19 protein-coding genes are annotated in these 24,188 nt (G+C 73.6%); 8 read left to right on the top strand and 11 right to left on the bottom strand.

Annotated features, from left to right (window positions below; all coding sequences use genetic code 11):
* Positions 1 to 184 precede the first annotated feature (184 nt).
* The 5 genes from AB0N17_RS25455 to AB0N17_RS25435 all read right to left on the bottom strand — a co-directional run bounded on the left by AB0N17_RS25455 (position 185) and on the right by AB0N17_RS25435 (position 6,731).
* Positions 185 to 1,186, bottom strand: a complete 1,002-nt coding sequence (locus AB0N17_RS25455; RefSeq protein WP_366013776.1) for an aminoglycoside phosphotransferase family protein — start codon at positions 1,184 to 1,186, stop codon at positions 185 to 187.
* A 144-nt stretch (positions 1,187 to 1,330) separates the two neighbouring features.
* Positions 1,331 to 3,157: an alkaline phosphatase family protein gene (locus tag AB0N17_RS25450; protein WP_366013775.1), complete on the bottom strand. Its 1,827-nt coding sequence runs from the start codon at positions 3,155 to 3,157 to the stop codon at positions 1,331 to 1,333.
* A gap of 195 nt (positions 3,158 to 3,352) precedes the next feature.
* A complete protein-coding gene (efeB, locus tag AB0N17_RS25445) occupies positions 3,353 to 4,606 on the bottom strand; it encodes an iron uptake transporter deferrochelatase/peroxidase subunit (protein WP_366013774.1) in 1,254 nt (417 codons plus the stop codon).
* On the bottom strand, positions 4,603 to 5,808 hold the full coding sequence (locus tag AB0N17_RS25440) for an EfeM/EfeO family lipoprotein (RefSeq protein WP_366013773.1): 1,206 nt from the start codon (positions 5,806 to 5,808) through the stop codon (positions 4,603 to 4,605). The genes efeB and AB0N17_RS25440 overlap by 4 nt, the downstream gene beginning before the upstream one ends.
* 149 nt (positions 5,809 to 5,957) lie before the next feature.
* Positions 5,958 to 6,731, bottom strand: a complete 774-nt coding sequence (locus AB0N17_RS25435) for a polysaccharide deacetylase family protein (RefSeq protein WP_366013772.1) — start codon at positions 6,729 to 6,731, stop codon at positions 5,958 to 5,960.
* Positions 6,732 to 7,021: 290 nt separating this feature from the next.
* Here AB0N17_RS25435 and AB0N17_RS25430 point away from each other — a divergent pair, with 290 nt between their 5' ends.
* The gene (locus AB0N17_RS25430) at positions 7,022 to 7,729 is read left to right on the top strand and encodes a GPR1/FUN34/YaaH family transporter (protein WP_366013771.1); all 708 of its coding nucleotides are present in this window, start codon (positions 7,022 to 7,024) and stop codon (positions 7,727 to 7,729) included.
* Positions 7,730 to 7,929: 200 nt separating this feature from the next.
* Positions 7,930 to 8,553 carry a DinB family protein gene (locus AB0N17_RS25425; RefSeq protein WP_366013770.1) on the top strand — a complete coding sequence of 208 codons (624 nt, stop codon included), beginning with the start codon at positions 7,930 to 7,932 and terminating at the stop codon, positions 8,551 to 8,553.
* Positions 8,554 to 8,737: 184 nt separating this feature from the next.
* Here AB0N17_RS25425 and AB0N17_RS25420 read toward each other — a convergent pair whose 3' ends face one another.
* A complete protein-coding gene (locus AB0N17_RS25420) occupies positions 8,738 to 9,499 on the bottom strand; it encodes a GNAT family N-acetyltransferase (protein ID WP_366013769.1) in 762 nt (253 codons plus the stop codon).
* A gap of 376 nt (positions 9,500 to 9,875) precedes the next feature.
* On the opposite strand from AB0N17_RS25420, the gene AB0N17_RS25415 reads away from it, so the two are divergent.
* On the top strand, positions 9,876 to 10,442 hold the full coding sequence (locus tag AB0N17_RS25415; protein ID WP_366013767.1) for a dihydrofolate reductase family protein: 567 nt from the start codon (positions 9,876 to 9,878) through the stop codon (positions 10,440 to 10,442).
* Between the two features lie 3 nt (positions 10,443 to 10,445).
* Here AB0N17_RS25415 and AB0N17_RS25410 read toward each other — a convergent pair whose 3' ends face one another.
* Positions 10,446 to 11,237 carry an SDR family NAD(P)-dependent oxidoreductase gene (locus AB0N17_RS25410; RefSeq protein ID WP_366013803.1) on the bottom strand — a complete coding sequence of 264 codons (792 nt, stop codon included), beginning with the start codon at positions 11,235 to 11,237 and terminating at the stop codon, positions 10,446 to 10,448.
* A gap of 85 nt (positions 11,238 to 11,322) precedes the next feature.
* Here AB0N17_RS25410 and AB0N17_RS25405 point away from each other — a divergent pair, with 85 nt between their 5' ends.
* A complete protein-coding gene (locus AB0N17_RS25405; protein WP_366013765.1) occupies positions 11,323 to 11,907 on the top strand; it encodes a TetR family transcriptional regulator in 585 nt (194 codons plus the stop codon).
* A gap of 55 nt (positions 11,908 to 11,962) precedes the next feature.
* Here the strand turns inward: AB0N17_RS25405 and AB0N17_RS25400 are convergent, their stop codons facing one another.
* Complete coding sequence (locus tag AB0N17_RS25400; RefSeq protein WP_366013764.1) at positions 11,963 to 14,029, bottom strand: SpoIIE family protein phosphatase; 2,067 nt, start codon at positions 14,027 to 14,029, stop codon at positions 11,963 to 11,965.
* Between the two features lie 147 nt (positions 14,030 to 14,176).
* Between AB0N17_RS25400 and AB0N17_RS25395 the strand changes: the two genes are divergently transcribed.
* Together AB0N17_RS25395 and AB0N17_RS25390 are read left to right on the top strand one after the other, a co-directional pair.
* The gene (locus tag AB0N17_RS25395; RefSeq protein ID WP_366013763.1) at positions 14,177 to 16,648 is read left to right on the top strand and encodes a SpoIIE family protein phosphatase; all 2,472 of its coding nucleotides are present in this window, start codon (positions 14,177 to 14,179) and stop codon (positions 16,646 to 16,648) included.
* A gap of 83 nt (positions 16,649 to 16,731) precedes the next feature.
* Positions 16,732 to 17,553, top strand: coding sequence for a maleylpyruvate isomerase family mycothiol-dependent enzyme (locus AB0N17_RS25390; RefSeq protein ID WP_366013762.1), 822 nt, complete (start codon positions 16,732 to 16,734; stop codon positions 17,551 to 17,553).
* Positions 17,554 to 17,601: 48 nt separating this feature from the next.
* Here AB0N17_RS25390 and AB0N17_RS25385 read toward each other — a convergent pair whose 3' ends face one another.
* Positions 17,602 to 18,765 (bottom strand): PP2C family protein-serine/threonine phosphatase, encoded by a 1,164-nt coding sequence (locus AB0N17_RS25385; protein WP_366013761.1) that lies wholly within the window; start codon positions 18,763 to 18,765, stop codon positions 17,602 to 17,604.
* 165 nt (positions 18,766 to 18,930) lie between these two features.
* Here AB0N17_RS25385 and AB0N17_RS25380 point away from each other — a divergent pair, with 165 nt between their 5' ends.
* Positions 18,931 to 19,494, top strand: a complete 564-nt coding sequence (locus AB0N17_RS25380; protein ID WP_366013760.1) for a hypothetical protein — start codon at positions 18,931 to 18,933, stop codon at positions 19,492 to 19,494.
* A gap of 46 nt (positions 19,495 to 19,540) precedes the next feature.
* On the opposite strand, the gene AB0N17_RS25375 is transcribed toward AB0N17_RS25380, so the two are convergent.
* Positions 19,541 to 20,449: a hypothetical protein gene (locus AB0N17_RS25375; RefSeq protein WP_366013759.1), complete on the bottom strand. Its 909-nt coding sequence runs from the start codon at positions 20,447 to 20,449 to the stop codon at positions 19,541 to 19,543.
* A 264-nt stretch (positions 20,450 to 20,713) separates the two neighbouring features.
* Here AB0N17_RS25375 and AB0N17_RS25370 point away from each other — a divergent pair, with 264 nt between their 5' ends.
* Positions 20,714 to 21,229, top strand: coding sequence for a hypothetical protein (locus AB0N17_RS25370; protein ID WP_366013758.1), 516 nt, complete (start codon positions 20,714 to 20,716; stop codon positions 21,227 to 21,229).
* Here AB0N17_RS25370 and AB0N17_RS25365 read toward each other — a convergent pair.
* Positions 21,226 to 24,114, bottom strand: coding sequence for a lectin (locus AB0N17_RS25365; RefSeq protein WP_366013757.1), 2,889 nt, complete (start codon positions 24,112 to 24,114; stop codon positions 21,226 to 21,228). The two genes, AB0N17_RS25370 and AB0N17_RS25365, sit on opposite strands and share 4 nt — an antisense overlap.
* Between the last annotated feature and the right edge of the window lie 74 nt (positions 24,115 to 24,188).

Below are 24,188 nucleotides of genomic sequence, written 5' to 3'. Positions count from 1 at the left end.
GACGCGCACCGCCCTCGCTCTCCCCTGGAACGCCGTCCGCCGGAACCACGCCACCTCCCGGAACCGCACCCGGTGTCTGCCGCTCCAGCGTCCCGAGGCCCCACCGCTTCGCGCAACCTCGCGGCGGACACCCGCCCTGGCCCGTTCGCGTGACGGCGGCCGCCGCGCGGCGCGCGGGCGCCGCTCAGATCGGCGGCTCGTCGAGGAGGTCCCGGAGCCAGTACGACGCCCGCACTCCGCCCGGGCTCGCCCCGGCCGCGGTCGGGAACAGGCGGCCCCAGGCGCACGCGCGGCCCAGGGAGCTGAGCCGCCAGGCCAGACTCGCGGCACGCCGCAGCTCCTCCGCCGGCCGGCCGGTCCGCGTCCACGGCTCCAGGTAGGCGTCCCGCAGCCGGGGCAGCACCTCGGGCCCGTACCGGTCACGGGCCCGTTCGGCGGGCACGCGCAGACTGCAGAACGGGTGGGAGACGGTCGCGTCACCGAAGTCGAAGAAGGTGTACCGGCCCGGCGCGGGGTTGAACAACTGGCCGTCGTGCAGGTCCGCATGGTCGAGGGTGTCCTCGATGCCGACGGCCGCGAGTTCCGCACACCAGTCCCCGAGGCGGGGCCGCAGCGCGCGAAGCCGTCCCCGGTCGTCCGGGCCCAGCTCGCGGTCCTCGGCGAGCAGCCGGTCGAACAGCTCGGGCAGAGCGAGGGTCCGAGCGGCGGGCACTCCCAGCCGTTCCACCTCGCGGGCGTGCGGGACCAGCGCGCGCTGCATGACCGCGTACTGGCGCAGCAGGTCCTCCCAGGCCCGCGGACCGAGCGTCTCGCGGGCGAGCACGTCCCGGAACAGCGCGCCCCCGTCGGGCAGCAGCGACCACCCGCGCCCGGCGTCCACGGCCAGTGGCTCCAGCACATGGCCGGGCACCCAGCGGGCCAGCGCGCCGGTCAGCGGGCCCTCGAACGCGCCGGCCGGCGGACTCGCCTTGAACCAGACGGGACCCGGCCCGGCGACGGTCACCCGCACCAGCACGGACCACGGCCGCAGCCGCACCTGAAGGTCACCGGCCGGGCCCAGACCCCGGGCGGCGAGCCGGTCCGCCACCCAGCCGAGGGCCGCGGCACGCCACGCCCGCCGCTCCCACGGCGTCACCGCGTCCGGGTACCGGCCCCGGTCGACGACGATCGAACGCTCACCTTCCATCGCGCCATCCCACCAGCACGGCCGGCCGGAGACCAGCCGTTTTCCCGGCCGCCGGGGCATGTTCCGGCGGCCGGCACACGAGCGCGCCCCCGGTCACCGACCGGAGGCGCGCTCCCTGTCGCGGGATCAGGCGTTGCGGCGGGATCAGGCGTTCTGCCTGCGCCGCAGCGTCAGGTACGTACCCGTCGCACCCGCGGCCAGCAGGGCGCCCACGCCGAGGCCGACCGGCAGCGCCGGGAACCCGGAGGCGTCGGTCGTGGCGGCCGTGTTCTGCATCGCCGGGCCCGGGGTGATGCTCGTGGCCACGGCGGCGACGTGCCGGATCGGGCCGACGCGCTTCACCGAGCCGTCGGAGTTCAGCAGCACCTGCTTGTCGTTCGGGTGCCGGAAGTCGAACATGCCCCCGATCGAGCCGGCCGTGGCGTCGAAGGAGTGGTCACCGATGCGGCCGGTGTGCCAGTTGTCCTCGATGAAGCGGGTGATGGACGCCTGGTTCGTCAGCGTGTGGTCGACCTTGTTGACCTTGCTGTACGGCGAGATCACGAGCAGCGGCTGGCGGGTGCCGGGGCCGCAGCGGTCCGCGTAGCCGCCGGCCGCCTTCGGGCCCTTCTGGCAGGCGGGGCTGTCGGTCGCCTTGCCGTTGGAGCCGAGCGAGGTGTCCCTGGAGCCGTTCTTCGGGACGACATAGGCGTGGTCGTACCAGCCGTCGGAGTCGTCGTACGCCACGACGACGGCCGTGGACTTCCACTGCGGCGAGCTCTGGATCGCGTTGATCTGCTTGACCAGGAAGTGCTGCTCGTCGAGCGGGTCGGAGTAACCGGCGTGCCCGTCCTGGTACTCGCCGGCCTTGACGAAGCTGACGGCCGGGAGCTTGCCCGCCTTCAGCGCGGCGGAGAAGTCGGTCAGGTCGTAGTTGTGGTTGGCCCGGCCGCCGTGGCCGATCTCCGAGACGCTCCCGGGCGCCAGGTGGTGCGGGTTGGCCGTCGACTTGTAGTACGCGAACGGGTTGTGGTGCGGGCTGTAGTCGGCCGCGGCGGCGCCGCCCACGTTGGTGTGGGTGGTGTCGCACTTGGCGTACGAGCCGGACGTGCCGTTCCACGCCGTCGACGGACGGAAGCCGCCCTGGAACCAGCCCCAGGTCACCTTCTTGGCGTTCAGCAGGTCACCGACGTTCCGGCCCTGCATGGACGCCAGCGCGTTGCTGCTCGTGCGGTCCTTGTTCGAGCAGTCGTCGAAGGCCGGGTCGGGGTCGTTGATCATCGTGCCGACGCCCTTCGCGTCGGGCGACTTGACCGTGTAGGCGTCGGGGGTGGCCGTCTGCTTTCCGGTCGTCGGGTCCACCGAGATCACGCCGTGCGTGTTGCCGGAGACCAGGTTGATCGCGCCGGGCGTGGACGGCCCGTACACCGAGCTGAAGGAACGGTCGCTCAGGGAGTAGTGCTGGGCGTAGTTCCACATCGCGGTGACGGTGTTGCCGTCGTAGTAGTCCATCACCAGGCCGGGCTCGCCGAACAGGCCGCCGCTGCACTTGTCGACCTCGGTGTTCTGCACGAACCGGTCGGCCCTGCCGCCGTTGTAGGCCAGCTGCTCCGGGCCGTAGGAGTGGTTCTGGTCGCAGGTCATCGCCTGGGACGGGGAGAGCCGCTTGGGCGCGTACTGGTTCGGGTTGTGCTTCAGCAGACCCGCGTGCGCGAGGGTGTCGATGTCCTTCGGGGTGTTCTTCGACGCCGTGAACCTCGTGCCGTCCGTGTTGGCGGCCTTCGGGTAGGTGGCGAAGTAGTGGTCGAAGGAGATGTTCTCGTCGAAGAGCACGACGACGTGCTTGATGGGCGTCGCGGTCGAGGAGTGTCCGCTCTGCGATGCGGTGGGCGCCGCCCAGCCGGGCGCGTTGCCGCCGAGCACCGTGAGCGCGGCGGCTCCCGCGAGCGCGCCGAGGCTCCGCATCGCTGCTCGTCTTCCTCTGCTGACCATGCTGGTTCACCCTCCGGGCGGGAACGTCTGTGCGTCGTACGAGCACGGATGCTGCGCCCGCTGTGGGGCGCGCCGGCGGAGCCATCATGACCCCTGGGTGAACACCGGGTCAGGGATGCTGGGGCAACTTTTGACACTCTGTTGACTCTGATGGGCCATCAGTTGTCCGAACAGGTCACGGTCAAGAGGTGGTTTTCAGCCGAGCAGGGCGCGGCCGTACCAGTCCTCGCCGTCGCGTACGCCGGGCAGCGCGAAGAAGTAGCCGCCGCCGAACGGGCTGATGTAGTCCGTCAGCGGCTCGCCCGCCAGCCGGTGCTGCACGGTCTCGAACTGCCGCTTCAGGTCCCGCTGGTAGGCGCAGAACAGCAGCCCCATGTCGAGGTTGCCGTTGGCGTCCATGCCCCGGTCGTAATTGTAGGCGCGGCGCAGCAGGCGCCGGCCGTCGGTGCCGGGCGTGCGCGGGTTGGCGAGGCGGATGTGCGCGTCCAGCGGGATGACGTCACCCTTGGGGTCGTCGGCGTACTTGGGCGTGTCGTGCTCGTGGTCGCCGTCGAGCGGTGCGCCGGAGGAGCGGGCCCGGCCGAACATCCGCTCCTGTTCGCTCAGGGAGACCCGGTCCCAGAATTCCACCAGCATGCGGATCAGCCGGACGACCTGGTAGCTGCCGCCGACCGCCCAGTCCGGCTCGCCCAGGTCCTCGCCGACCCACACCAGCCGGTCCATCTCGCGGGCGCTGCCGGCGTCCGGGTTGGCGGTGCCGTCCTTGAAGCCCATCAGGTTGCGCGGCGTGCCCGACGGCCGGGGCGGGCTGGTGAAACCGTCCAGCCGCCAGCGGACCTGCATGCCGCCGCGGGTGTGCCGGGCGATGTCACGCAGCGCGTGCAGGGTGGTGTCGGGGGCGTCGGCGTGCAACTGGAGGCTGAGGTCGCCGTGGCACCAGCCGGACTTCAGGTCGTCGTCGGGGAAGGCGGGCATGGCGGTCAGCCGCCGGGGCCTGCGGGCGGCCAGCCCGAACCGGTCGTCGAAGAGCGAGGCGCCGACGCCGACGGTCACGGCCAGCCGGCCCGGGGGCAGATGGTCGCCGAGGACGCCCGAGTCGGCCGGCGGGCCGGTGATGCCGGCCGGGGAGGGGGTGCCGCCGGAGGTCAGGAAGCGGGCCCGCTCGGTGAGCGTGCGCAGCAGGTCGGCCAGTTCGGCGCGGTCGCCGGCGGTGACGTCGAGGGAGGCGAAGACGCAGGTGCGGCGCGGAGCGGCGATCGCGGAGGCCTGGTGGACGCCGTGGAAGGCGGCGACGGCCGGTGCGGTGCCGGCCGGTGCGGTGGCGCCTTGCGCGGTGTCGGCCTGGGGATGCGGGGCGGCGGCGCTCGTGGCGAGCCCGGCCCCCGCCAGGACGGCGCCGCGCAGGAACCGGCGCCTGCCCGGCCCGTCGGCTCGTTCGGTGTGGCTCACACGGTCCTCCGGGGGTCGCACAGGGTGGCCACCGACGCCAGCCGCTCCACCAGATCGCCGAGGAGAGCGTCGGTCCGCTCGCGCTGTGCGCGGCTCAGGCGGTCGAGCGGGGTCCAGCGGTCGCCGTGCCGGAAGCCGTCGAGGGCGTGCCCCGCGTGCTCCATGTCCTGGTCGAGGTCCGGGAGACCGGCGTACCGGGTGGTGAGCAGCGGACGCAACCGGGACAGCACCTCGCGGGTGCCGTCGAGGTTGGCGCGGGCGGTGGCGAGGTTGCTGCCGCTGCCGTAGTCGGTGCGGCCGGTCAGCTCGAACTGCACGGTGTTCTCCAGGATCTCGTGCGCCCGCAGACCCAGCTGGGCGGGGTCCATCCGGGCCTGCGACCAGCTGTCCCGCAGCTCGGTCAGCGCCTTCACCAGCGCCGCCGCCGGGGCCCGCAGGCCGGCGGCCGACTCGCCGTGCCACAGCCCGTACTCGACCCGGTGGAAGCCGGCGAAGTCCTTGTCGCGCACGCCGTCCGGCAGTCCCGCGTCGGTGCCGTTGATCCGCGCGTCCGCGTCCCCGAACGCGTCGTAGGCCGCGCCCAGCCGCTCGTACTCCAGGTGGGCCGGCAGCCAGGCCGTCCGGGCGGCGGCGAGGTCACCGCGGTCGATCGCCCGCCGTAGCCCGGTGGTCAGCCGTACGGCCTCGCCGAGGCCGCCGCCCACCCACTTCTGGTAGGCGATCGAGGGCGGGATCAGATCGTGCTGGTCGACGGGGGCCGCGCCCGGACCGGGCCGCCCCGAGGTGATGCGCACCCGGGGCCCGGTGACGGCGTCGGCATCGTCGGGCACGCACCTGAACGCGTACGTGCCCCTGCCCAGACGGACGGTCAACTGCCGTGTCGTACCGGGGCCGATGCCCTCCACCTCGCCGTACACCGTCCCCTCGCCCGGGTCCTCGAGGTAGACCTCGGCGGCGGCGTCGGAGGAGTTGTGCAGATCGAAGGTCCGCACCCCCGGCTCGGGCCGGTCCCAGCCGTGCCCGCAGCGGCTCGGCGAGACCTCGACCGCGATGCGCCGGGATGTGGCACCGGCCCGGTCGTGGTGCGAGGGGCCGGGGGAGGAGGCCGTCGCGGCGACCGCCAGCGCGGCGGCCGCGGTGACGAACACGGCAGGGGCCGTCCAGGCACGAGCGGCCCGCGTGCCGAGGCGGGGCAACGGCATGACGAGCCTTTCCTGACGACGTACGCGGCGGCCCCATCGTAGGCACCGCCGCGGAACCGAACAGTCGTCCCAAGGTTGCGATGACCAAGATTTCTCCCGGGGTTCACCGGTGCGTGGGGCACGAACCGCCCCAGAACCACGCAGGCCGTTCAGCGCACGGGGTAACCGAAGGCGTAGCCCTGCTGCTTCAGCCACGGCAGCACGATGCGCAGCGCGGCGACGGTCTGGGAGCGGTCGCCGCCCGCGTCGTGGAAGAGGATCGTGGGGCCGTTGGACAGCTCCCGCTTGACGGTGGAGACGATGGCGTCGGTGCCGGGGCGCTCGAAGTCCTTGGAGTCGACGTTCCAGCCCAGCGGACGCATCCCGTGCGAGGCCGCGAGACGGCGGCTGTACGGGGTGAACGCGCCGCCCGGCGCCCGGTAGTACATCGGCCGGACACCACCGGACGCCTTGGTGATCTGCCGCTCGGCGTCCAGGATCTGCTGCGACTGGTAGGCCGTGGACTTGCGGTCCATCCCGGTGTCGTGGGACACCGTGTGGTCGCACAGCCGGTGCCCGGCCGCCACGATCTGCCGGACCAGCTCGGGGTGCGCCTTGGCCTGGGGGCCGACCATGCAGAACGTCGCCTTCACGCCGTTCTCGCGCAGCACTTGGAGGACCTGCGGGGTCCACGTCGGGTCCGGGCCGTCGTCGATGGTGATGTTGACCGCGTGGGAGCCCGCGTCGGAGGAGTGGGCGATGACGGGGGACACGGCCGCCGCCTTCGGCGCGGCGGGCTTCGCGGAGACTCCCGCACCGGCCGGGCCACCGCCCGGCTGGCCGGCCTGCGCGGTCCACACCGAGGTGGCGGCCGCCACCGCCGTGACCCCGAGCGCCGCAGCCACCAACCGGCCGTACCATCCCCGCCCGCCATGCCGTGCCATGTCCGCCCCCGCCTTGTCCCGTGTCCCTGCGACCTCGTGCACCTGTCAGGACGGAGAAGGTTGATCAAGGGATCCGTCTGTTACCGATCCCGGACATTTCCGGGGCGCTTCCGCGACAGTTCCGCCGGGCGCGGGCGCGGGCGCGGGCGCGGGCTCGGGCTCGGGCGGCCGGCGCCCGGCGCGGGAGCGGGGCGGGGGCGGCGCTCGCATCGGGGTACCCCGTGACGTAGCACGACCGGGGCCGGACATCGGCTCGGGCGCGAGGGACCACGAAGGACGGGGTGATCCGGATGCCTCCGGCAGCGCGGACGTACGACAGGGCCACCGGGCCGCCGCGGCCCGAGGAGCTGACGAGGATCATGCTCAGGCCGCTGGCCAGCAGCCTGCCGCTGGGCTTCTTCGCCTTCGGCATCGGCAGCATCCTGCTGGCGGCGGCCCAGCTGCACTGGGTGCCTCTGGAGCAGACCCGGCCGCTGATGCTGCTGGTGCTGGTGTTCGTGGTGCCCCTGCAACTGCTCTCCGGGGTGTTCGCGTTCCTGTCCCGCGACGGCGGCGCCGCCTGCGGCCTGTCCGTGCTGGGCTGCACGTGGGCGGGGACGGCGCTGGTCACCCTGTCCGGCCCGGTGGGGCAGCGCAGTGCGGCGATGGCGGTGTTCCTGCTCGCCGTCGCCCCGCTGATGCTGGTCCTGTGCGCCGCCGCGCTTCCCGGAAAGCCGCTGTTCGGCGTGCTGCTGCTGATCGGTGCCGGCCGCTTCGTGCTGACCGGGGCGTACGAGGCGGGCGGCGCGGCGGCCCTGCAGACCGCGGCCGGCTGGGTCGGTGTGGCCCTGGCCGTCTTCGCCCTGTACGGCGGCTTCGCCCTGCTGCTGGAGGACTCCCTGCAGCGCACCGTCCTGCCGCTGGGCCGCCGCGGCCGGGCCCGTACGTCCCTGCAGGGCGACCTCGGCCACCAACTGGAGCGGGCGGAACGGGAGGCCGGGGTGCGACGGCAACTGTGAGCGGGCGTGCGGTGGTTCGGGAATCCGGCGGGACGGTCCCGGCGCCGGCGTCCGCGTCCTGTCGCCCGCGTCCGCGCCTTGGTCCCGGCAGCCCGGAAAACACGCGCGGGTCCGGGGGCGGCCGTGTCAGGGTGAGCGGGCCGCGCCCGTTGCCGCCGTCCGGGGCGAACGCCGGGCGGCCGTCCGCTCAGGAGCCCTCGATGAAGACACCCGCCCGTCTCCGCCCGCTGCTGGACCAGTTCGACTTCGCCTGCGAGCGCCTGCTCGGGCGGCTGACCGGGCCGGCCATGGACAGCGGCGACGGGACGCGGACCCGGGTCGAGCCCCTGGGCGACGACGAGTACCTCTGGGAGCCCGTCCCCGGCTGCTGGTCGGTCAGGCGGCGGGCGGACGGGCCGGGACCGCGGGCGACGTTCCTGGCGGGGGCCGGTGAATGGGGGCGGGACGGCGCGCCGTACCCGCACCCCTGGCCGCCGCCCGTCACCACCCTCGCGTGGCGCCTGAGCCACCTCTCCGAGATGCTGGCCCTCCGCGCCGACCACACCGCCGGCAGCCGCTCGGCGACCCGGGAGGACCACCCGGTGAGCGGGGACGCCGCCGGTGCGATCGCCGCCCTCGGGACCGGCGCCGCCGCGTGGCGGCAGGCGCTGCTGCGCGCCGACGACCCGGCGCTGGACAGGGTCGGGCACTGCACCTACCCGTACGGCAGCGACGCGGAGGAGCCCTTCCTCGACATCGTGTGGTGGGTCAACCAGGAAGTGCTGCACCACGGGGCCGAGATCGCCCTGCTCCGCGACCTGTACGGGGCGAGCCGCCGGCCCTGACGGCCACCGGCCGGCTCACACCCGTCGAGCGCCGCCCGCATGCGTACGGCTCTGTGTTGATCATCCGTCACATCCGGTGCCAATGGGCTGAGTTGTGGCCGTTCCGTCCCCGGTCCCGGCCGTGCTCGGGGTCAGTCACCGGCGGCATCATGCGGTCCTCGGCGCCCCGGCCCGCGCCGAGGGGTCAGTCCTCCAGCGAGACGTACAGCCGTGTGCCCCCGGGCCGGAAGCCGACCCTCTCGTACACGCGGCGGGAGCCCTCGCCGGAGTACTCCAGCCACACGGAACGCGCTCCGCGGTCGAACAGGGTGCGGGCCAGGGCCGAGGTGACCGCGGCGGCGATCCCGCGGCCCCGGTGCGCGGGGAGGGTGCCCACGCCCGCCAGTTCCGCGGTGCCCTCGGCGGGCGCCGAGCAGATCGCTCCGCCGGCGCAGCCGCCGCCCGGGGCGCGGACGAACCGGACGGCCCCGCCGCCCTCCTGCGTGCGCCGCAACCGCGCCGCTCCCTCCGGGGAGGGCGCCCACTCGCCGCCGAACGCCTCCGACAGCGCGACGTCGATCGCCGTGTAGTCCTCGTCCGTGGCCGGAGCCGCCACCTCGACCGGTCCCGCCGCGCCGGGGCCGGGCACGGTCAGCGTGGCCGGGGTGCAGACCAGGTACTCGTGCACCGCCTCCGTGCGGAAACCGGCCCGGCGCAGCACGGCTTCGACCGCGGGGGCGGCGTCCGGGGCGAACTCCAGCCGGGGCTTGAGCCCGCGTTCACGGAATGCGGCGATCAGGCCGGCGACGTCCCGGTCGGTCGGCTCGGCGCCGGGAAGAGGCGTCGCGTAGTTGATGTGGGGGCTGGTCGTCGCGGGGTCGAACCCCAGGACGAAGCCGCCCGCCTGGCACGCCGCCGGGCGGCGCAGGAGGTGGGCGACGGCAAAGCTCTGGACATCGGTGCGCACGATGAGGACCTCACGGTGAAGGCGGCCACGGGCGGCAGGGGGCCGGCCTGGCCGGGCATACGGGAACGACCTCCGCGAAGGAGGTGGGCGGTGGCTTGGACACCGCGTCGTCGGACCGCCGTGAGGAGACGCGAGGGACACCGGGGAACGCCGCGCGGGGCGGGCGCCTCAGTGCCGACGGCGGCCGCTGGGGGACGCCGGAACCATGGACCTCAGTCCTTCGTGACGAGTGGTCGGATGCGTGGTCGAACAACAGGATCTTGCCACAGCGCGGGCGGCAGGTGACAGCCGTTCGGAGGAATCACCCGGTGATGTGTCGAGACGGGCGTGTCCCGTTCGACGCCTGGACGGAAGCCTTGTCAGCAGAGGAGACGACATGAAGATCCGTGCCCGCATGAGCATGAGCGCCGACGGCTACGTGACCACGCCGACCGGGTGGCCGGCGCTGACCGCCGACCCGGCGTTCGTGTCCGGCGAGAGCCATGGCATCCAGGAGTTCCTCGCGGGGTGCGAGGCGGCCCTCATGGGCCGCACCACCTTCGAGCCCGCGCTGGCCAACAGCCGCTGGCCGTGGCCGTCCCTCGACGTGTTCGTGCTCGCCTCCCACCGTCCGGCCGCCACCCCGGACCACGTCGTCACCGACGGCGATCCGGTACGGCTCCTGGAGCGGCTCCGCGCGGCGAACCGGGGCGGTGACGTCCACCTCGTCGGCGGCCCGCGCACGATCGGGACGTTCCACGCCCTCGGTGCCCTGGACACGCTGGAACTGGTCGTCCTGCCCCTGCTGTTCGGCGGCGGCACGCACCTGACACCCGCCCTCGACCCGGCCGCCGGGCTCACCTTCCGGCGCCAGCGTGCCCTGCCGGGCGGGGCGGTGGAGATCGTCTACTCCTGCGAGGGCAGCCGCTCCCCCCTGCCGGGCGCTCCGTCGAGTCAGCGCTGACGCTCAGCGGCTCGAGCGCTGCGCGGCGACGATCGCCTTCATGGTCGAATCCGCCCCGGCGAGCCGCTGCACCCGCTCCGCGAACCCCGGGAACTGGGACGCGATCCTGGTGAGGAGGCGCAGCTCGGGCGGTGCCACGTTGATCTCGGCGACATCGCGTTCGATCGCCCGCAGCACCCCCGCGACGACCTTCTCCGGCGCGACGGTCCGCATGCCGCCCGGCGTCGAGGAGCCCGTGTTCGCGAACATGCCCACCTCGCGCACGAAACCCGGCTGGACGATCGAGACGCCGACGCCCGTGCCGTGCAGATCCTGGCGGAAGGCCAGCGAGAAGCCGCGCAGCCCGAACTTCGTCGCGTTGTACACAGACGACGACTTGGTGGCGGCCAGCCCGGACAGCGAACCGACGAAGCAGATGTGCCCGCGTCCGGCGGCCACCATGCCGGGGGCGAGCAGCCGCGCGAGCATCGCGGGCGCCCGCAGGTTCACGGCGAGGGCCCGGTCGATCTGGGCCGGCGTGTAGTCGAGCACGTCACCGCTGGAGGGCAGGGCCGCGTTGGCGAGGAGGATGTCGGCGTCCGCCGCCTCCTCGGCGAGCCGCGCCACGTCGTCGGGGTCGGCGAGATCGGCCAGGATCGTCCGGGCGCCGTACCGGTCGGCGAGGGGCTGAAGCGCCTCGGGGCGCCGGCCGGTGAGGACGAGACGGGCGCCCCGGGCGGACAGCCCGGCGGCGAGTGCGCCGCCGATGCCGCCGGTGACGCCGGTGAGCAGAACGGTTGCCCCGGCAATGTGCACGATCACCCTCCCAGTTCCTGTTCGTTCGAACGAACAATAGGCAGGCCGGACGGCCCTGTCCACCACGGGTGGAACAATGCACCGCATGCCGCATGCCGACCGCTCCGTACCGATGCGCCGACGCATCATCACAGCCGTCCTGAAGATCATCGGCGAGGACGGGGTGGCGGCGGTCACCAACCGGCGGATCGCCAGGGAAGCCGGGGTGTCGCTCGGTTCCGTCACGTACCACTTCGAGACCCAGCACGAGCTGCTGCGGGAGACCCTGCTGCACTTCGTGCGCGAAGAGGCACGGCACTTCACCGAGCTGGCCGACCAGTGCCAGACCGAGGACATCGACATCGAGGACGCGGCGTCGCTCGCCGGCCAGGTCGCCTGCGGCTCGGCACTCGACACCGCCCATCTCGCGCCGTTCGAGCTGTACCTGCACGCCGGGCGTGACGAGCGGCTGCGCGAGGCGGCCGCGGAGGCCTTCTCGGCCTACGACCGGCTGGCCGCCCGGATCCTCACCGCGCTGGGCGTCCCGGACGCGCAACGCCTGGCCGCCACGACGGTCGCCCTCGTGATGGGCCTGCAACTGCGGCGCCTGGCCACCGGCAGCCCCGTGGACGACCTGGTCGACGCCCTTCTCCTGCTCGTACGGGGCGCCGCCGACCGGCCGGCCCCCTGACCCTTCGCCGGCGCACTCCGGGCCGCGGTGCACGGCCCGGGAAGGGCCGCGGGCCTCACAGGGCCCGGGCGACGAGCAGGGCCACGTCGTCGTGCTCGTCGGGGTGGCGCAGGCCGTGCAGGAGGAGGTCGCAGGTCTCCTCCAGCGGCCGCTGGGGCTCGTCGAGGAGGTTCAGGAGGGCGTTCAGACGCTCGTCGATGGGGTGCCGGCGGGTCTCCACCAGACCGTCCGTGTACAGGACCAGCAGGTCGTCGGGGCGCAGCTCGACCGTGGTGGTCTCGAACCGGATGCCGCCCACGCCCAGCGGGGCCCCGGCGGGCAGGTCCAGCAGCCCCGGGGCGTCGCCGGGGCGGGCCACGGCGGGCGGCATGTGCCCGGCGTTGGCGATGCTGCACCGCCGGGTGTGCGGGTCGTACACCGCGTACACGCAGGTCACGATGTAGTGCTCCAGGTCGCACGTGACCTTGTCCAGGTGCTGGAGCACCGACCCGGGGGCGAGGTCCAGATCGGCGTAAGCGCAGGTGGCCGTGCGCAGCCGGCCCATGGTGGCGGCGGCGTCGATGCCGTTGCCCATGACGTCGCCCACCACCAGCGCGGTCTTGTCGTCGGCCAGCTGGATGACGTCGTACCAGTCGCCGCCGACCTCGCTGGTGGCCTGCGCGGGCTGGTAGCGGGACGCCAGTTCCAGGCCCGTGTGGTGCGCCGCGTGCTCGGGCAGCAGGCTGCGCTGCAGGGTGAGGGCGGTGTTGCGGACGCTCTGGAACCAGCGGGCGTTGTCGATGGCCACGGCGGCGCGGCCGGCGAGCTCACCGGCCAGGACGACGTCGTCCTGGTCGAACGGCGCCGGATTGTCCGTGCGCTTGAGATCGAGGGCGCCCAGGACCTCCCCGTGGGCGATCAACGGCACCGCCAGATAGGAGTGCACGCCGGCCTGGGCCAGCAGCGTCCCGGCCTCGGCGTCCCGGGCGATGCGCGGCAGATCCTGAGCCTCGACACGGGGCACCAGGACCGGCCGGCCGGTGTGCACGCACAAGGTGACCAGGCGGTCGCCGTCGTAGGTGGCGAGGTCGCCGGGAGGGTCGGCGGCACGCAGCGCGTCCGTGGGGTGGTCGGCCTTCAGCGCGAGGGCCCGGAAGAGCTCGGGACCGTTGTCGGGTCTGCGCATGCGGCGGCAGGACAGGGCGGAGTCGAGGACGTCCACGGCGACCACGTCGGCCAGCGCCGGGACGGCGATCTCGGCCAGTTCACGGGCGGTCTGCTCCACGTCCAGGGTGGTGCCCACGCGCGCGGACGCGTCGGCGATGAGCGCCAGGCGCCGCCGGGCCCGGTCGGCCTCGCCGGCCGCGCGGTGCCGCTCGGTGACGTCGACGACCGAGGCGGCCGCGCCGAGGACCCGCCCGCCGGGATCCTCCAGGCGGTAGAAGGACAGCGACCAGGCGTGCTCCTGCTCGGGATCGGCCGGGGGACGGCCGACGTGGTACTGGTCGAGCAGCGGGGTGCCGGTGGTGAGCACCTGGCGCAGCGCGGACTCGACGGTGTCGACGTCCGGAAACGGCAGGGTCTCCCGTAGATGGCGGCCTACGTGGTCCGCGGCGCGGATGCCGTCGATCCGCTCCAGTGCCGGGTTGACCAGCACGTACCGCAGATCGGGGTCCAGCAGCGCCAGACCGATGGGGGACTGGTTGACGAGCTGTTCGCACAGGGCCAGGTCGGTCTCGACCCGCTGCAGCAGGGTGTGGTCGGCCGCGATGCCCAGGGCGTAGACGTCCCCCAGGTCGTCCAGCAGCCGCATGGTGCGGAACTCCGTCAGCCGGCTGCTGCCGTCCTTGTGCCGGACCGGGAACGCGCCGGCCCAGCTCCGGCCGGTCTCCAGCACGTCCGTGAACAGGCTCACCACGGCCTGCAGATGATCCGGGTCGACGAGCAGGCGCCCCGCGTGCTTGCCCAGGGCATCCTCCGCCGAGTAGCCGAAGAGCTCCTCCGCCTGCGGGGTCCAGAAGACGATGCGGCCCTGGGTGTCCAGGGCCACCGCGGCCACGCTGAGCACGTCCAGCAGCCCGGTCGGCCGCGCCGACGCGGGCCGGTGCTCCTCATGACCGGCTTCGAAGGAGTCGACTGCCATCCCGGAATCACCTCCACCGGCCGGACCGGGCGGACTGCGTGCCGACGGCCGGTCCTTCCATGCTGCCTCCGAGCCGCGCGGGACCCAACCGCACACGACTCTCGCCGGGCGGACAATCAGGGTCATAGTGGTGTAAGGGTGGAACTGATGGAATCCTCGCGCAAGGGCATCGCCGCATCCACGTCCGCGGGACCGGGTGATCTCCTCGACGCGTCCACCGACGCGGCCGCGGTGATAGCGGACGACGGTGTCGTGCTCGGCTGGACCCGCGGCGCCGAGGCACTGCTCGGCCGTCCGGCCGAGGAGGTCGTCGGGCGTTCCGTCGCGCGCCTGCTGGCCATGCCCGAGGATCCGGCGCGGCTCACCGCCGTCGCCGAGCGCTGCCGTGCCGGAAACGGCTGGAGCGGACAGATCGTGGTACGGCACCGGGACGGCCGCCGCCTCGACATCGAGCTGCGCGTCTCGGCGTCCTTCCGGATGGCCGGGAAGGAGTGCTTCCTCGTCTCGGCACGCTCCGGGACGAGGCCGTGGACGATGGGCCAGTCCGTCCTCGACGGGTTCCTGACCCGCTCGCCGGTCGGCATGGCCGTCATGGATCCCGAGCTGCGCTACCTCTGGCTGAACGACACCCTGGAGCACTTCGGCGGGGTGCCCCGCGAGCAGCGGATCGGACGGCGCCTGGGCGAACTGCTGCCCGGCCTGCAGGCGGAAGCCCTCGAAGGGCTGATGCGCAAGGTCCTCGCGACGGGACTGCCGGTCACCGGCTACGAGTACGTGGGCTGGAGCTGGGCCGACCCGCGCCGCCAGCACGCCTTCTCGACCTCGTTCTTCCCCCTCGTCGACGCCGACCGCACCATCACCGGCGTCTGCTACATGGTCCAGGACGTCACCGAGCGGTGGAACGCCCGGCAGCTGCTGGCGCTGGTCAACGAGGCAGGCACCAGCATCGGCACGACACTGGACGTGATGCGGACGGCTCAGGAGCTCGCCGAGTTCGCCGTGCCCCGCTTCGCCGACTACGTCACCGTCGACCTGCTGGAACCGGTGCTCAGCAGCGAGGGCCACGGGGCGTGGCTGACCGACGCCGGCCCGGCACCCGCCAGAGCCGTGCTGCGCCGGGCCGCCATGCGCTCGGTGCGCGAAGGCTGCCCCGAGGCCGTCTCCCAGGTCGGTGACCGGGTCGGCGTCCTGCGGCCGCCCCACGACGTGAACCTGCTCGTCAACGGCGAGCCGCTGCTCATCCCGGTCCTCGACCCGTCCGAGGACCCATGGGCCGCCCAGGAGCCCATGCGAGCCGACCGGATCCGCGAGTTCGGCCTGCACTCGCTCATCGCCGCGCCGATGCGGGCCAGGAACACCGCCCTCGGCGTCACCACGTTCGCCCGGTCGCTCAACCCGGTCCCCTTCGGGCCCGACGACGTCCTGCTCGCCCGGGAGCTGATGACACGCGCCGCGGTCTGTGTCGACAACGCCCGCCGCTACACCCGGGAGCACACCGCGGCGGTCACCCTCCAGCGCAGCCTGCTGCCGCCCGCGCTCGCCGCCGGCACCGCACTGGAGGTGGCCTGTTCCTATCTGCCGGCGGATCCGACGGACGGCGTCGGAGGCGACTGGTTCGACGTGATCCCCCTGTCCGGCGCCCGGGTCGGCCTCGTCATCGGCGACGTGGTGGGGCACGGCATCACCGCAGCGGCGAGCATGGGGCGGCTGCGCACCGCCGTACAGACCCTCGCCGACATGGAGCTGCCCCCCGACGAGCTGCTCGCCCACCTCGACGACCTCGTGCTGCGGCTGAGCGACGAGGAGGCCGCCGCCGGCACGGCCGTCCACAGCGCCGCCACCTTCACCGGCGCGACCTGCCTCTACGCCGTCTACGACCCGGTCAGCAGGCGGTGCGCGATGGCCCGGGCCGGTCACCCGCCCCCCGTCGTCGTCACCCCGGGCGGAGACGCCTACTACCCGGAGATCCCCGCCGGGCCCCCGCTCGGGCTCGGCGGCATGGCCTTCGAGGCCACCGAGATCGAACTGGCCGAGCACAGCCTCTTCGGCCTCTACACCGACGGTCTCATCGAGGGCGTCGACCAGGACGTGGAGCGGGGCATGGCCGGGCTCCGCGAGGCCCTCGTCCTCGGCGGGCGGGACCTCGACGCACTGTGCACGTCCGCCGTGCAGCAGCTCGTGCCGGTGCCGCAACCCGACGACATCGCCCTCCTGCTGACCCGCACCCACGCCCTCGGAGCCGACCACGTCGTCGCCTGGGACGTGCCCGCCGACCCCGCGGCCGTCGCCGTGCTCCGCGCCCGGGCCACCCGCCAGGTGCAGGAATGGGGTCTCGGCGAACTGGCCATGACGACCGAACTCATCGTGAGCGAACTCGTCACCAACGCGATCCGCTACGCCGCCTCCCCGGTTCGGCTGCGGCTCCTGCGCGACTCCCGCCTGACCTGCGAGGTGTCCGACTCCAGCGGCACGGCCCCCCGGCTCAGGCACGCCCGGAGCACGGACGAAGGCGGCCGGGGCCTCTTCCTGGTCGCCCAGCTCGCCCACCGCTGGGGAGCCCGGCACACCGGCGAGGGGAAGATCATCTGGGCCGAACAGGAGATCCCCGGCGGCGCGTGAGCGGATTTGCCTTCGAGTGGACTCCAGCAGCCACACTGGGCGCGACGCGATCCCGTACCCCAGAACAGAAACGGCGGCAGTTGATGGCGACGACCAGCGAGGCGGGGCACCCTCTGCCGTACGACACCTACCGTGAGGCCGTCGAGCGCGAGACCCTGCGCTTCGTCGAGGCGGTCCGGGACGCCGACCCCGCGACCGCCGTCCCGTCCTGCCCCGGCTGGACGCTCGCCGACCTCAGCGTGCACGTGGGCGCGCTGCAGCGCTGGTTCTGCACGCTGCTGACCCGGCGGGTCCAGGAGCCTCCCCGCAGCCGCGACGTGGAGCTGGGGCTGCCGGACGACGTGCGGGAGTACGCCGACTGGGTGGCGGCCGGGGCGCCCGCGGTGGCGGCCGTGCTGCGCGACACCGATCCCGGGGCGGCGATGTGGGCCTGGGGCGAGGACCAGCACGCACGTTTCTGGGCCCGCCGGATGCTCTTCGAGACGCTGGTGCACCGGGTGGACGCGGAGCGTGCCGTCGGCCGCGACGCCGGCCTCGACCCCGTGCTGGCGGCGGACGGCGTGGACGAGTTCCTCGTCAACCTGCCCTCCGCGGGCCTGTTCGCCCCCGGCGTCACGAAGCTGCGCGGCGACGGCGAGATCGTCGCCTTCCGGTGCACGGAACCCGACGGCACGGCCGGCGCGCGATGGCGGGTACGGCTCGACCCGGACGGCTTCCGCCTGCTGCCGCGGACGGGCGGACCCGGCGAGGCCGCGGAGCCCGAGCCGGACACGGCGGCCGTGCGCGGTCCGGCGGCGGATCTGCTGCTGCTCCTGTACGGGCGGCGGTCGTACCAGGAGGCGCCCTTCGAGGTCTCGGGGCCGGCCGAACTCCTCGACCGCTGGTTCGCCCACACGGCGTTCTGACCTTCCGATCCGTCGGCCGGGCCGTCGGCCGATCCGCCGGCCGGCCCGTCAGCCGGCCGGCGCCGGCGCGGACGCCTCCTCGGGCAGCAGACAGACGGCGAGCGCGGCGGTGTCGTCCTGCAGGCGGCTGCCGCTGTAGGCCAGCAGGTCCTCGTGCAGCCGTTCGAGCAGCTCGCGGGGGGACAGCGCGCCCCAGGACCGCAGGCGCTGGAGCAGCGGGTAGAAGGCGCCGGCCGCGTCCCGGGTCTCCGTGACACCGTCCGTGTACAGCAGCAGCTGGTCGCCGGGCCGGAACGGCCAGACGTCGACGTGGTACGGGTCCCCGACCAGCACGCCGAGGTTCAGCGGCGGGGCCGACCGCCCGCTGTCCAGCTCGCGCACCTCGCCGGCCCGCAGACAGAGCGGGGGAGGATGGCCGCAGTTGACGACGCGGACGACCCGGCCCGCCGCGGGGATCTCGGCGAAGACCGCCGTGACGAACCGTTCGGCCGTCTCGTTCCCGCCGAGCTGGGTCGCCCTGCGGCTCATGCTCGTCTCCACCCGCCCGGCCAGAGCGGGCAGATCGGGTTCGTCGTGCGCCGCCTCGCGGAACGCGCCGAGCAGGGCGGCGGCGGTCTCGACCGCCAGCAGTCCCTTGCCGCGGACGTCACCGATGAGCAGGCGCACCCCGTACGCCGTGGGCACGGCCTCGTAGAGGTCGCCGCCGATCCGTGCCTCCGCGGCGGCGGACAGGTACAGGCTCTCCATGAGCAGGTTGCCGATCCGGTGCGGTACGGGGCGCAGCAGGACCCGCTGCGCGATCTCGGCCACGAACCGTACGTCGGCGAGCGTGCGTTCCCGCCGGATCCGGTGGGCCGCCAGGAGCGTGCCGAGGACGCCGACGAGGGCGGTGCACACGTACGAGGCGACGTAGTGACGGTCCCACAGGTAGCCGACGGACCGGCCCGCGCAGCACGGGGTACCGGCCAGCACCCCTTCCAGGACGATGGCGAACACCGTGGCGGCGCCGACGACGACGGGCCCGTGCGCGAAGGCGGTGACCAGCGGCACGGCGATCAGCACGAAGCTCACCGGCCAGTCCACGGGGGTGGCGGGCTCCACCAGCAGTACGGCCACGACGTACAGGACCGGAAGCAGGCGCAGCCACACCGGAGGCGCCGGCAACCCGGCCCGCGTGGCCGTGCCGCCCTGCGGTCTGTGTGGTCTACGCACAGGGACTCCCGTCGTGCTCCGCTGACTGCTCCACTCAACGGCATGTTGCGACAGCCCGCACGGACAGACACGGAGAGACACGGAGGACACGGGGGCCGCGGAAGGAGGTTCCTCCGGTGCGTGCCGGTCTGGTAGGCATGAGGGGTGCGATTCGAGAGTGTTCCCATGCCGCCGGGGGTAGAGGCGCGGCCACGGGACGTACGGGGGTATCCGGTTCCGGCGATCACTCCGTGGGAGGGGGAGGAGCCGCAGTTCGCGCTGACCGACTACGAGCGCAGCGCCGCGTGCGCGCGCAAGCGGCTGTGCTCGGTGTGCGACCGGGCCATGCCGCGGGGGCCGGTGTGGCGCGTGGTGGGGGCCGCGGAGAGCACGGCGATCGCTGAGGCCCTCGCCGCCGGGCGGCCGTACCGCAATCTCGCGCCCACCCTCGAGGGCCCGGGACACCGCGCGTGCATGCTGTACGCCTCGATGGTGTGCCCGTACCTGGCCCGGCCCAACGCCCGGCGCGGGACGTCGGCGGCCGAGCCGGACGAGATGACCGCGCACGTGGTGCGGGGCGCCGTCCGGGGCGCGATGGGCGCGGTGGTGGGATTCGGCGAGTACGAGTACGCCGTCACGAGCAGCCAGGTGCTGTTCCGGTTCCTCGAGGTCGTCGAGTTCCTGCCGCACGACACGGCCGACGCGCACCTGGACGCGCTGCGGGCCGAGCTCGCCCGGGCGGCGCGGTGACTGCGCGCCCCGGACGAACCCGGCCCGATGCCGTGGGTGAGACCGCTCAGGGGCGGTAGGCGGCCAGGCCGGCCGTCGACGTGACCTTGGCCGGCTTGCCCGTGCCGTCGGCCCGCAGGGTCACCGTGCCGGCGGGGGTGCGGGCCGCGAGCGTCTTGCCGTCGGGGGACCAGGCCGGCTCGGTGTAGTCGGTGGTGGCGTGCGGGGTGAGGTCCTTGACGTGGTTGCCGTGCATGAAGTCCTCGACGAACAGGTGGTCGTGGCCCGCGACCGAACGCACGAAGACGACCTCCTCCTCGTTCGGCGCCAGGGCCGGCTGGGAGCCCTTGGTGAGCTTGCCGCCCTGCTGGCGCAGGTAGTCGTCGCGGATGTAGACGGCGCCGGTGTCGGCGTTGGCGTAGACCGAGGTGCCGTAGTGGCCGGCCGCGTTCGGCCAGACGTTGCCGGTCTGCGGGACCGCGCCGTCCGGGTCCGGGGCGCCGTTCAGGGGCAGGTTCTTCGGGGTGCCGTGGACGGCCTTGGCGGAGACGTACTTCAGCCGGGAGACGCCCTTGGCACGGGCGGCGAAGATGAGGTTGTCCTTGGCGGGGATGCCGTACCGGGTGTCCTTCTTGGTCACCTGCCAGGTCGGGTGGGACCAGTTCTGGCCGCCGGGGTTCTTGGCGACGACGACGCGCTTGCCGCCGTCGGGGTCGGCGATGTCCAGGTTGCCGGAACCGTCGACGAAGGCGGCCTTGGAGCCGTCCGGGGACCAGGCGAGGTCGCGGACGGGCACCCCGAAGTTCACGCGGTGACCGTTGATCAGCACGTACTTGGTGCCGTTGCTGACGGTCAGGGTGCCGTGCGAGGCGGCGGTGGCGGCCGACGCGGCGCCGGAGGCGCCCAGCAGCGCGGTGCCGGTGACGGCCGCGGCCACCGCGATGGCGGCGACGGTGGTGCGGGTGCGTGTGGTCATGGTGATCCCCCAGGAACATGGTCAGCTGGTGCGACGCGGCGACATCAGAGCCGCTGCGCCGTCCCCCCGGGCCCCTGCCGGGAGCCACGCGACCGCCTGCCGCTCTGTCCGTGGGCACAGCCTGTCAAGCCCCGATCTTGGAACGGTCCGTTCGGCGTCACAGGGTCGTAACACGGCCGGCGGCCTCCGGTTGCGCCGCCGGCCGGTGATCGTCACTCTGGGCCGGTGATCCTGGTTCCGGGGCGGGTGTGGCAAGGGGGCCCGGTGCGCAGGGCTGTGGGCACCGGGCTTCCCGCCGGTGTCTTCTTCGCGGCGTTCGTCCTCGTGGAGTCGGGGTCGTGGCCGGGTGCCGCCGTCGTCTTCCTGGTCCTCAGTCCCCTCCACGGGATCAGGACGGCACGCCGGATGGGCAGGGTGTGGCCTGAGGCCGGGGACATGGCGGCGGCCGACCGCGCGGCGGTGGTCCGGGCCACCCGACGCGGCGAGGACATCGGTGACCCCCGGCTGGCGCCCGCCGTCGACGCGTACGCCGGCGCCCTGCGCCGCACCGCGGAGGAGGACCGGCTGCGCCGCCCGGTGGTGCTGCTCCTCACCGCGCTCGCGGTCGGGCTCGCCGTGTACGACACGCTCACGGCACCGACCGGGGAGGTGGTCTCGTCGTGGCTGGTGGTCGGGCTCTTCCTCGCCGACATCGTCTGGTGGCCCCGTTGCCGGGACCGCCTGCTGGCCCGGGCGCGGCAGGCGCGGAGGGCGGCCCGCCGCGCGCCGGACGGCGGTTAGGACCCGGCGGCCCCGAAGCCGAGGGCGAACACGTGCAGTCCGCCGCTGCCCACGTCGGACGGCAGGCGCACACTCCGGACCGTCCTGCCCCGGGCCAGGGCCACGGGGGCCGTGGCGAACACGTACGTCTTCACCTCGTCGGCCGGGGCGCCGGAGTGGTTGCGGTACGGGGTGGTCACCGCGACGGTGTTGCCGTGGAGCGGTGCGGCGGCTCCGCCGTTGAGCGTCCAGTCGGAGAACTCCACCGCGACCTGCTGGGTCGTGCCGTCCGTGTAGGTGACGAGTGCCGTGCCCGAGGACGGGCCGTTGTTGGCGGCGCCCAGGAAGGACAGGGTGCCCGAGCCGGAGACCTTGACCGTCTGGCCGTTGGCCTCGTAGTTGTCCGCCGTGGTGGGCGTGGCGTCCGGCCAGGTGAAGGACGTTGTGCCGACGGTGATCCGCGACCTCCGCCCGACCCCGGCGGCCGCCAGCGCGTCGGCGGAGTAACTGTGGCCCGCGCCGTCGAAGTCGGCCGTGCCGGTCGCCGTGTCGCCGGACGTGCCGACGTCGGTGTAGGTCGGCGCCCCCGGGTACGAGCGGGGCGCGGCGGAGGCGGCGGAGGCCCACGACGGGTTGGCCGAGGTGCCCAGCCGGTAGCCGAGGGTGCCGCCGGCGGTGAGCGCGCCGGCGGGGGCGTACGCCTTGTTCCAGGACGTGCCCTGCCAGGTGGCCGACTGCACGTAGGGGGCGTCGTCCGCGGCGCCCGCGCCGTCGATCGTGAGGGTGTGGCCGGACGGCAGGGTGATCACCGCGCGCGGGAAGAGCGGGCTGCCGAGTGCCAGATCCGCGGTGCCGGGGGTCTCGGGGTACATGCCGAGGGCGGACCACACGTACCAGGAGCTCATCTCGCCCAGGTCGTCGTTGCCGGCCAGGCCGGAGGGGCTGTCGGTCCAGATCTGGTCCTGGATCTGCCGGACCACCTGCTGCGTCCGGTACGGGCGGCCGATGTAGTCGTACTCCCAGGGGATGTTCAGGCTGGGCTCGTTGCCCAGGTCGGTGTGGCCGCCGGCGCCGGTCAGGGAGGACAGGTCGGTGTCGAGGAAGCGGGCCATGGCCGCGTCGCCCCCCATGGCGGTGGCCAGGCCGTGCAGGTTGAACGGCACCATCGGGGTGTACTGCCAGGAGTCGCCCTCGACGAAGTACTTGCCCGAGGTGGGTGAGAATCCCGCCGTCCACGTGCCCGAGGCGGTACGGGGACGGACGAAGCCGCTGCCGAAGTGGAACAGGTTCTGCCAGGCTTGCGCCCGGTTCACGAACCGGCGCTGGCCGGCGGTGTCCCCGAGGGCTCCGGCGAACGCGGAGACGGCGAAGTCGGCCGCGTCGTACTCCAGGGTGGTGGCGGCCGGTCCGTAGTAGTTGCAGCAGCCGTACCTGCCGTTGCTGGGCAGCCAGCCGAGCTGCTGGAGGTGGTCGAGACCGGGCCGGTCGTCGTTGGCGCCGGTGGCGTCCGCGACCATCGCCCGCAGCGCGGCGCCGGTGTCGAAGTGCCGGGCGCCGAAGGCGTGGTAGTCGGCGAGGATCTCGTCCGCCGGGTCGCCGACCATGACATGGGTCTCGCCGTTGTACTCCGACCACTTGGGCAGCTGTCCGGTCTGGCGGTGGTCGTCGACCATCGACTGTGCGGTGTCGGAGGCGACGTCCGGGGCGACGAGGGCCTCCAGCTGCGCCTGCGAGCGGTAGACGTCCCAGCCGGAGTAGTTGGCGTAGGCGGCGCCGTGCCCCGGGTCCACCGTGTGGGTCCTGCCGTCGAAGCCCGGGTAGCGGTGGTCGACGTCGCTGATGACGTTCGGATGGAGCAGCGCGTGGTAGAGCGCGGTGTAGAAGACGGCCTGCCGGTCCGGGGTGCCGCCGCTGATCCGGACCCGGCCGAGCAGGGAGTTCCAGGCCCGGTGCGCCGCGTCGCGCACCGCGCCGAAGTCCCAGCCGGGGTTCTCCGCCGTGCGGTTGGCCGCCGCTCCGGCTGCCGACACGTACGAGAGCCCGACCTTGGCCTGCACGGTCCGCCGGCCGGTGGTGTCGAAGGTGACGTAGCCGTCGGTGCCCGTCGCCCGGGGGGCGAAGGCGTGCGGTGTGCTGGGAGGGGTGCCGTGGGGCACGGGCTTGTTCGGCGCCTCGGGCGTGTCGGGCGAGACCTGCGTGCCGGGCGCCGACGGTGTCGCCCGGGCCGTCGCGGTGCCGCTGTGGGCGAACGGCCGGTCGAAGACCATGTCGAAGTAGACGGTGTAGGAGTTCTTCATGCCGCAGAAGTTGCCGCTGGTGACCTGACCGCTCACCTCGGTGTCGCTCACCACGCTGAACCGGGTGTCGGACACGCCGTTCTGGCTGCCCGTCAGTTTGAAGACCAGGTTGGCCCGGTCGGTGGCGGGAAAGGCGAACCGTGCCATCCCGCTGCGGGTGGTCGCCGTCAGGTCCGTCGTGACGCCGTTGTCGAGCGACACCGTGTACGAGCCGGGAGCGGCGGACTCCCCGCTGTGCGCGAAGCCCACCGAGGCGTCCGTCGCCACCGCGCCGACGGTGGGCAGCACCGGGATGTCACCGGCGGCCCGGCAGCCCGGCCCCGCGATGTGCGTCAGGCTGAATCCGCTGATGGACGAGTCGCCGTACTCGTAGCCGCCGCCGTCCGGCCGGTGCGGGGTGGTGTCGGGGCTCCACTGGACCATCCCGAACGGGGTGTCGGCCCCCGGGAAGTCGTCGGCGGCGTGCGAGGTCCCGATGAACGGGTTCACGCGGGAGGCGGGATCGGTGACCGGCGCCGGCGCGTCGGACGCGGCACGGACGGGGGCGGACGCGGCGGCCACCAGCAGTGCACCGGCGGCCAGCACGGACGGGAGGCGGAACGGCACCATCGTGACCCTGTCCCTTCGACAACGGCCGCTGCGACAACGTTGTCCCGAAGCTCGCCTCTTCGGTCCCGGGTGTC

It is taken from the genome of Streptomyces sp. NPDC051133, assembly GCF_040682635.1.
GTDB lineage: Bacteria > Actinomycetota > Actinomycetes > Streptomycetales > Streptomycetaceae > Streptomyces.
This window is presented reverse-complemented; position numbering and strand designations above follow the sequence as displayed.

What these genes read in the sequence shown, in the direction of transcription:
- AB0N17_RS25390 (WP_366013762.1), top strand. Translation starts at nt 16,732, where the DNA reads ATGGCGACGACCAGCGAGGCGGGGCACCCTCTGCCGTACGACACCTAC.
- AB0N17_RS25425 (WP_366013770.1), top strand. Translation starts at nt 7,930, where the DNA reads ATGAAGACACCCGCCCGTCTCCGCCCGCTGCTGGACCAGTTCGACTTC.
- AB0N17_RS25435 (WP_366013772.1), bottom strand. Translation starts at nt 6,731, where the DNA reads ATGGCACGGCATGGCGGGCGGGGATGGTACGGCCGGTTGGTGGCTGCG.
- AB0N17_RS25440 (WP_366013773.1), bottom strand. Translation starts at nt 5,808, where the DNA reads ATGCCGTTGCCCCGCCTCGGCACGCGGGCCGCTCGTGCCTGGACGGCC.
- AB0N17_RS25400 (WP_366013764.1), bottom strand. Translation starts at nt 14,029, where the DNA reads ATGGCAGTCGACTCCTTCGAAGCCGGTCATGAGGAGCACCGGCCCGCG.
- AB0N17_RS25450 (WP_366013775.1), bottom strand. Translation starts at nt 3,157, where the DNA reads ATGGTCAGCAGAGGAAGACGAGCAGCGATGCGGAGCCTCGGCGCGCTC.
- AB0N17_RS25430 (WP_366013771.1), top strand. Translation starts at nt 7,022, where the DNA reads ATGCCTCCGGCAGCGCGGACGTACGACAGGGCCACCGGGCCGCCGCGG.
- AB0N17_RS25415 (WP_366013767.1), top strand. Translation starts at nt 9,876, where the DNA reads ATGAAGATCCGTGCCCGCATGAGCATGAGCGCCGACGGCTACGTGACC.
- AB0N17_RS25455 (WP_366013776.1), bottom strand. Translation starts at nt 1,186, where the DNA reads ATGGAAGGTGAGCGTTCGATCGTCGTCGACCGGGGCCGGTACCCGGAC.
- AB0N17_RS25395 (WP_366013763.1), top strand. Translation starts at nt 14,177, where the DNA reads ATGGAATCCTCGCGCAAGGGCATCGCCGCATCCACGTCCGCGGGACCG.
- AB0N17_RS25380 (WP_366013760.1), top strand. Translation starts at nt 18,931, where the DNA reads ATGCCGCCGGGGGTAGAGGCGCGGCCACGGGACGTACGGGGGTATCCG.
- AB0N17_RS25365 (WP_366013757.1), bottom strand. Translation starts at nt 24,114, where the DNA reads ATGGTGCCGTTCCGCCTCCCGTCCGTGCTGGCCGCCGGTGCACTGCTG.
- AB0N17_RS25405 (WP_366013765.1), top strand. Translation starts at nt 11,323, where the DNA reads ATGCCGCATGCCGACCGCTCCGTACCGATGCGCCGACGCATCATCACA.
- AB0N17_RS25375 (WP_366013759.1), bottom strand. Translation starts at nt 20,449, where the DNA reads ATGACCACACGCACCCGCACCACCGTCGCCGCCATCGCGGTGGCCGCG.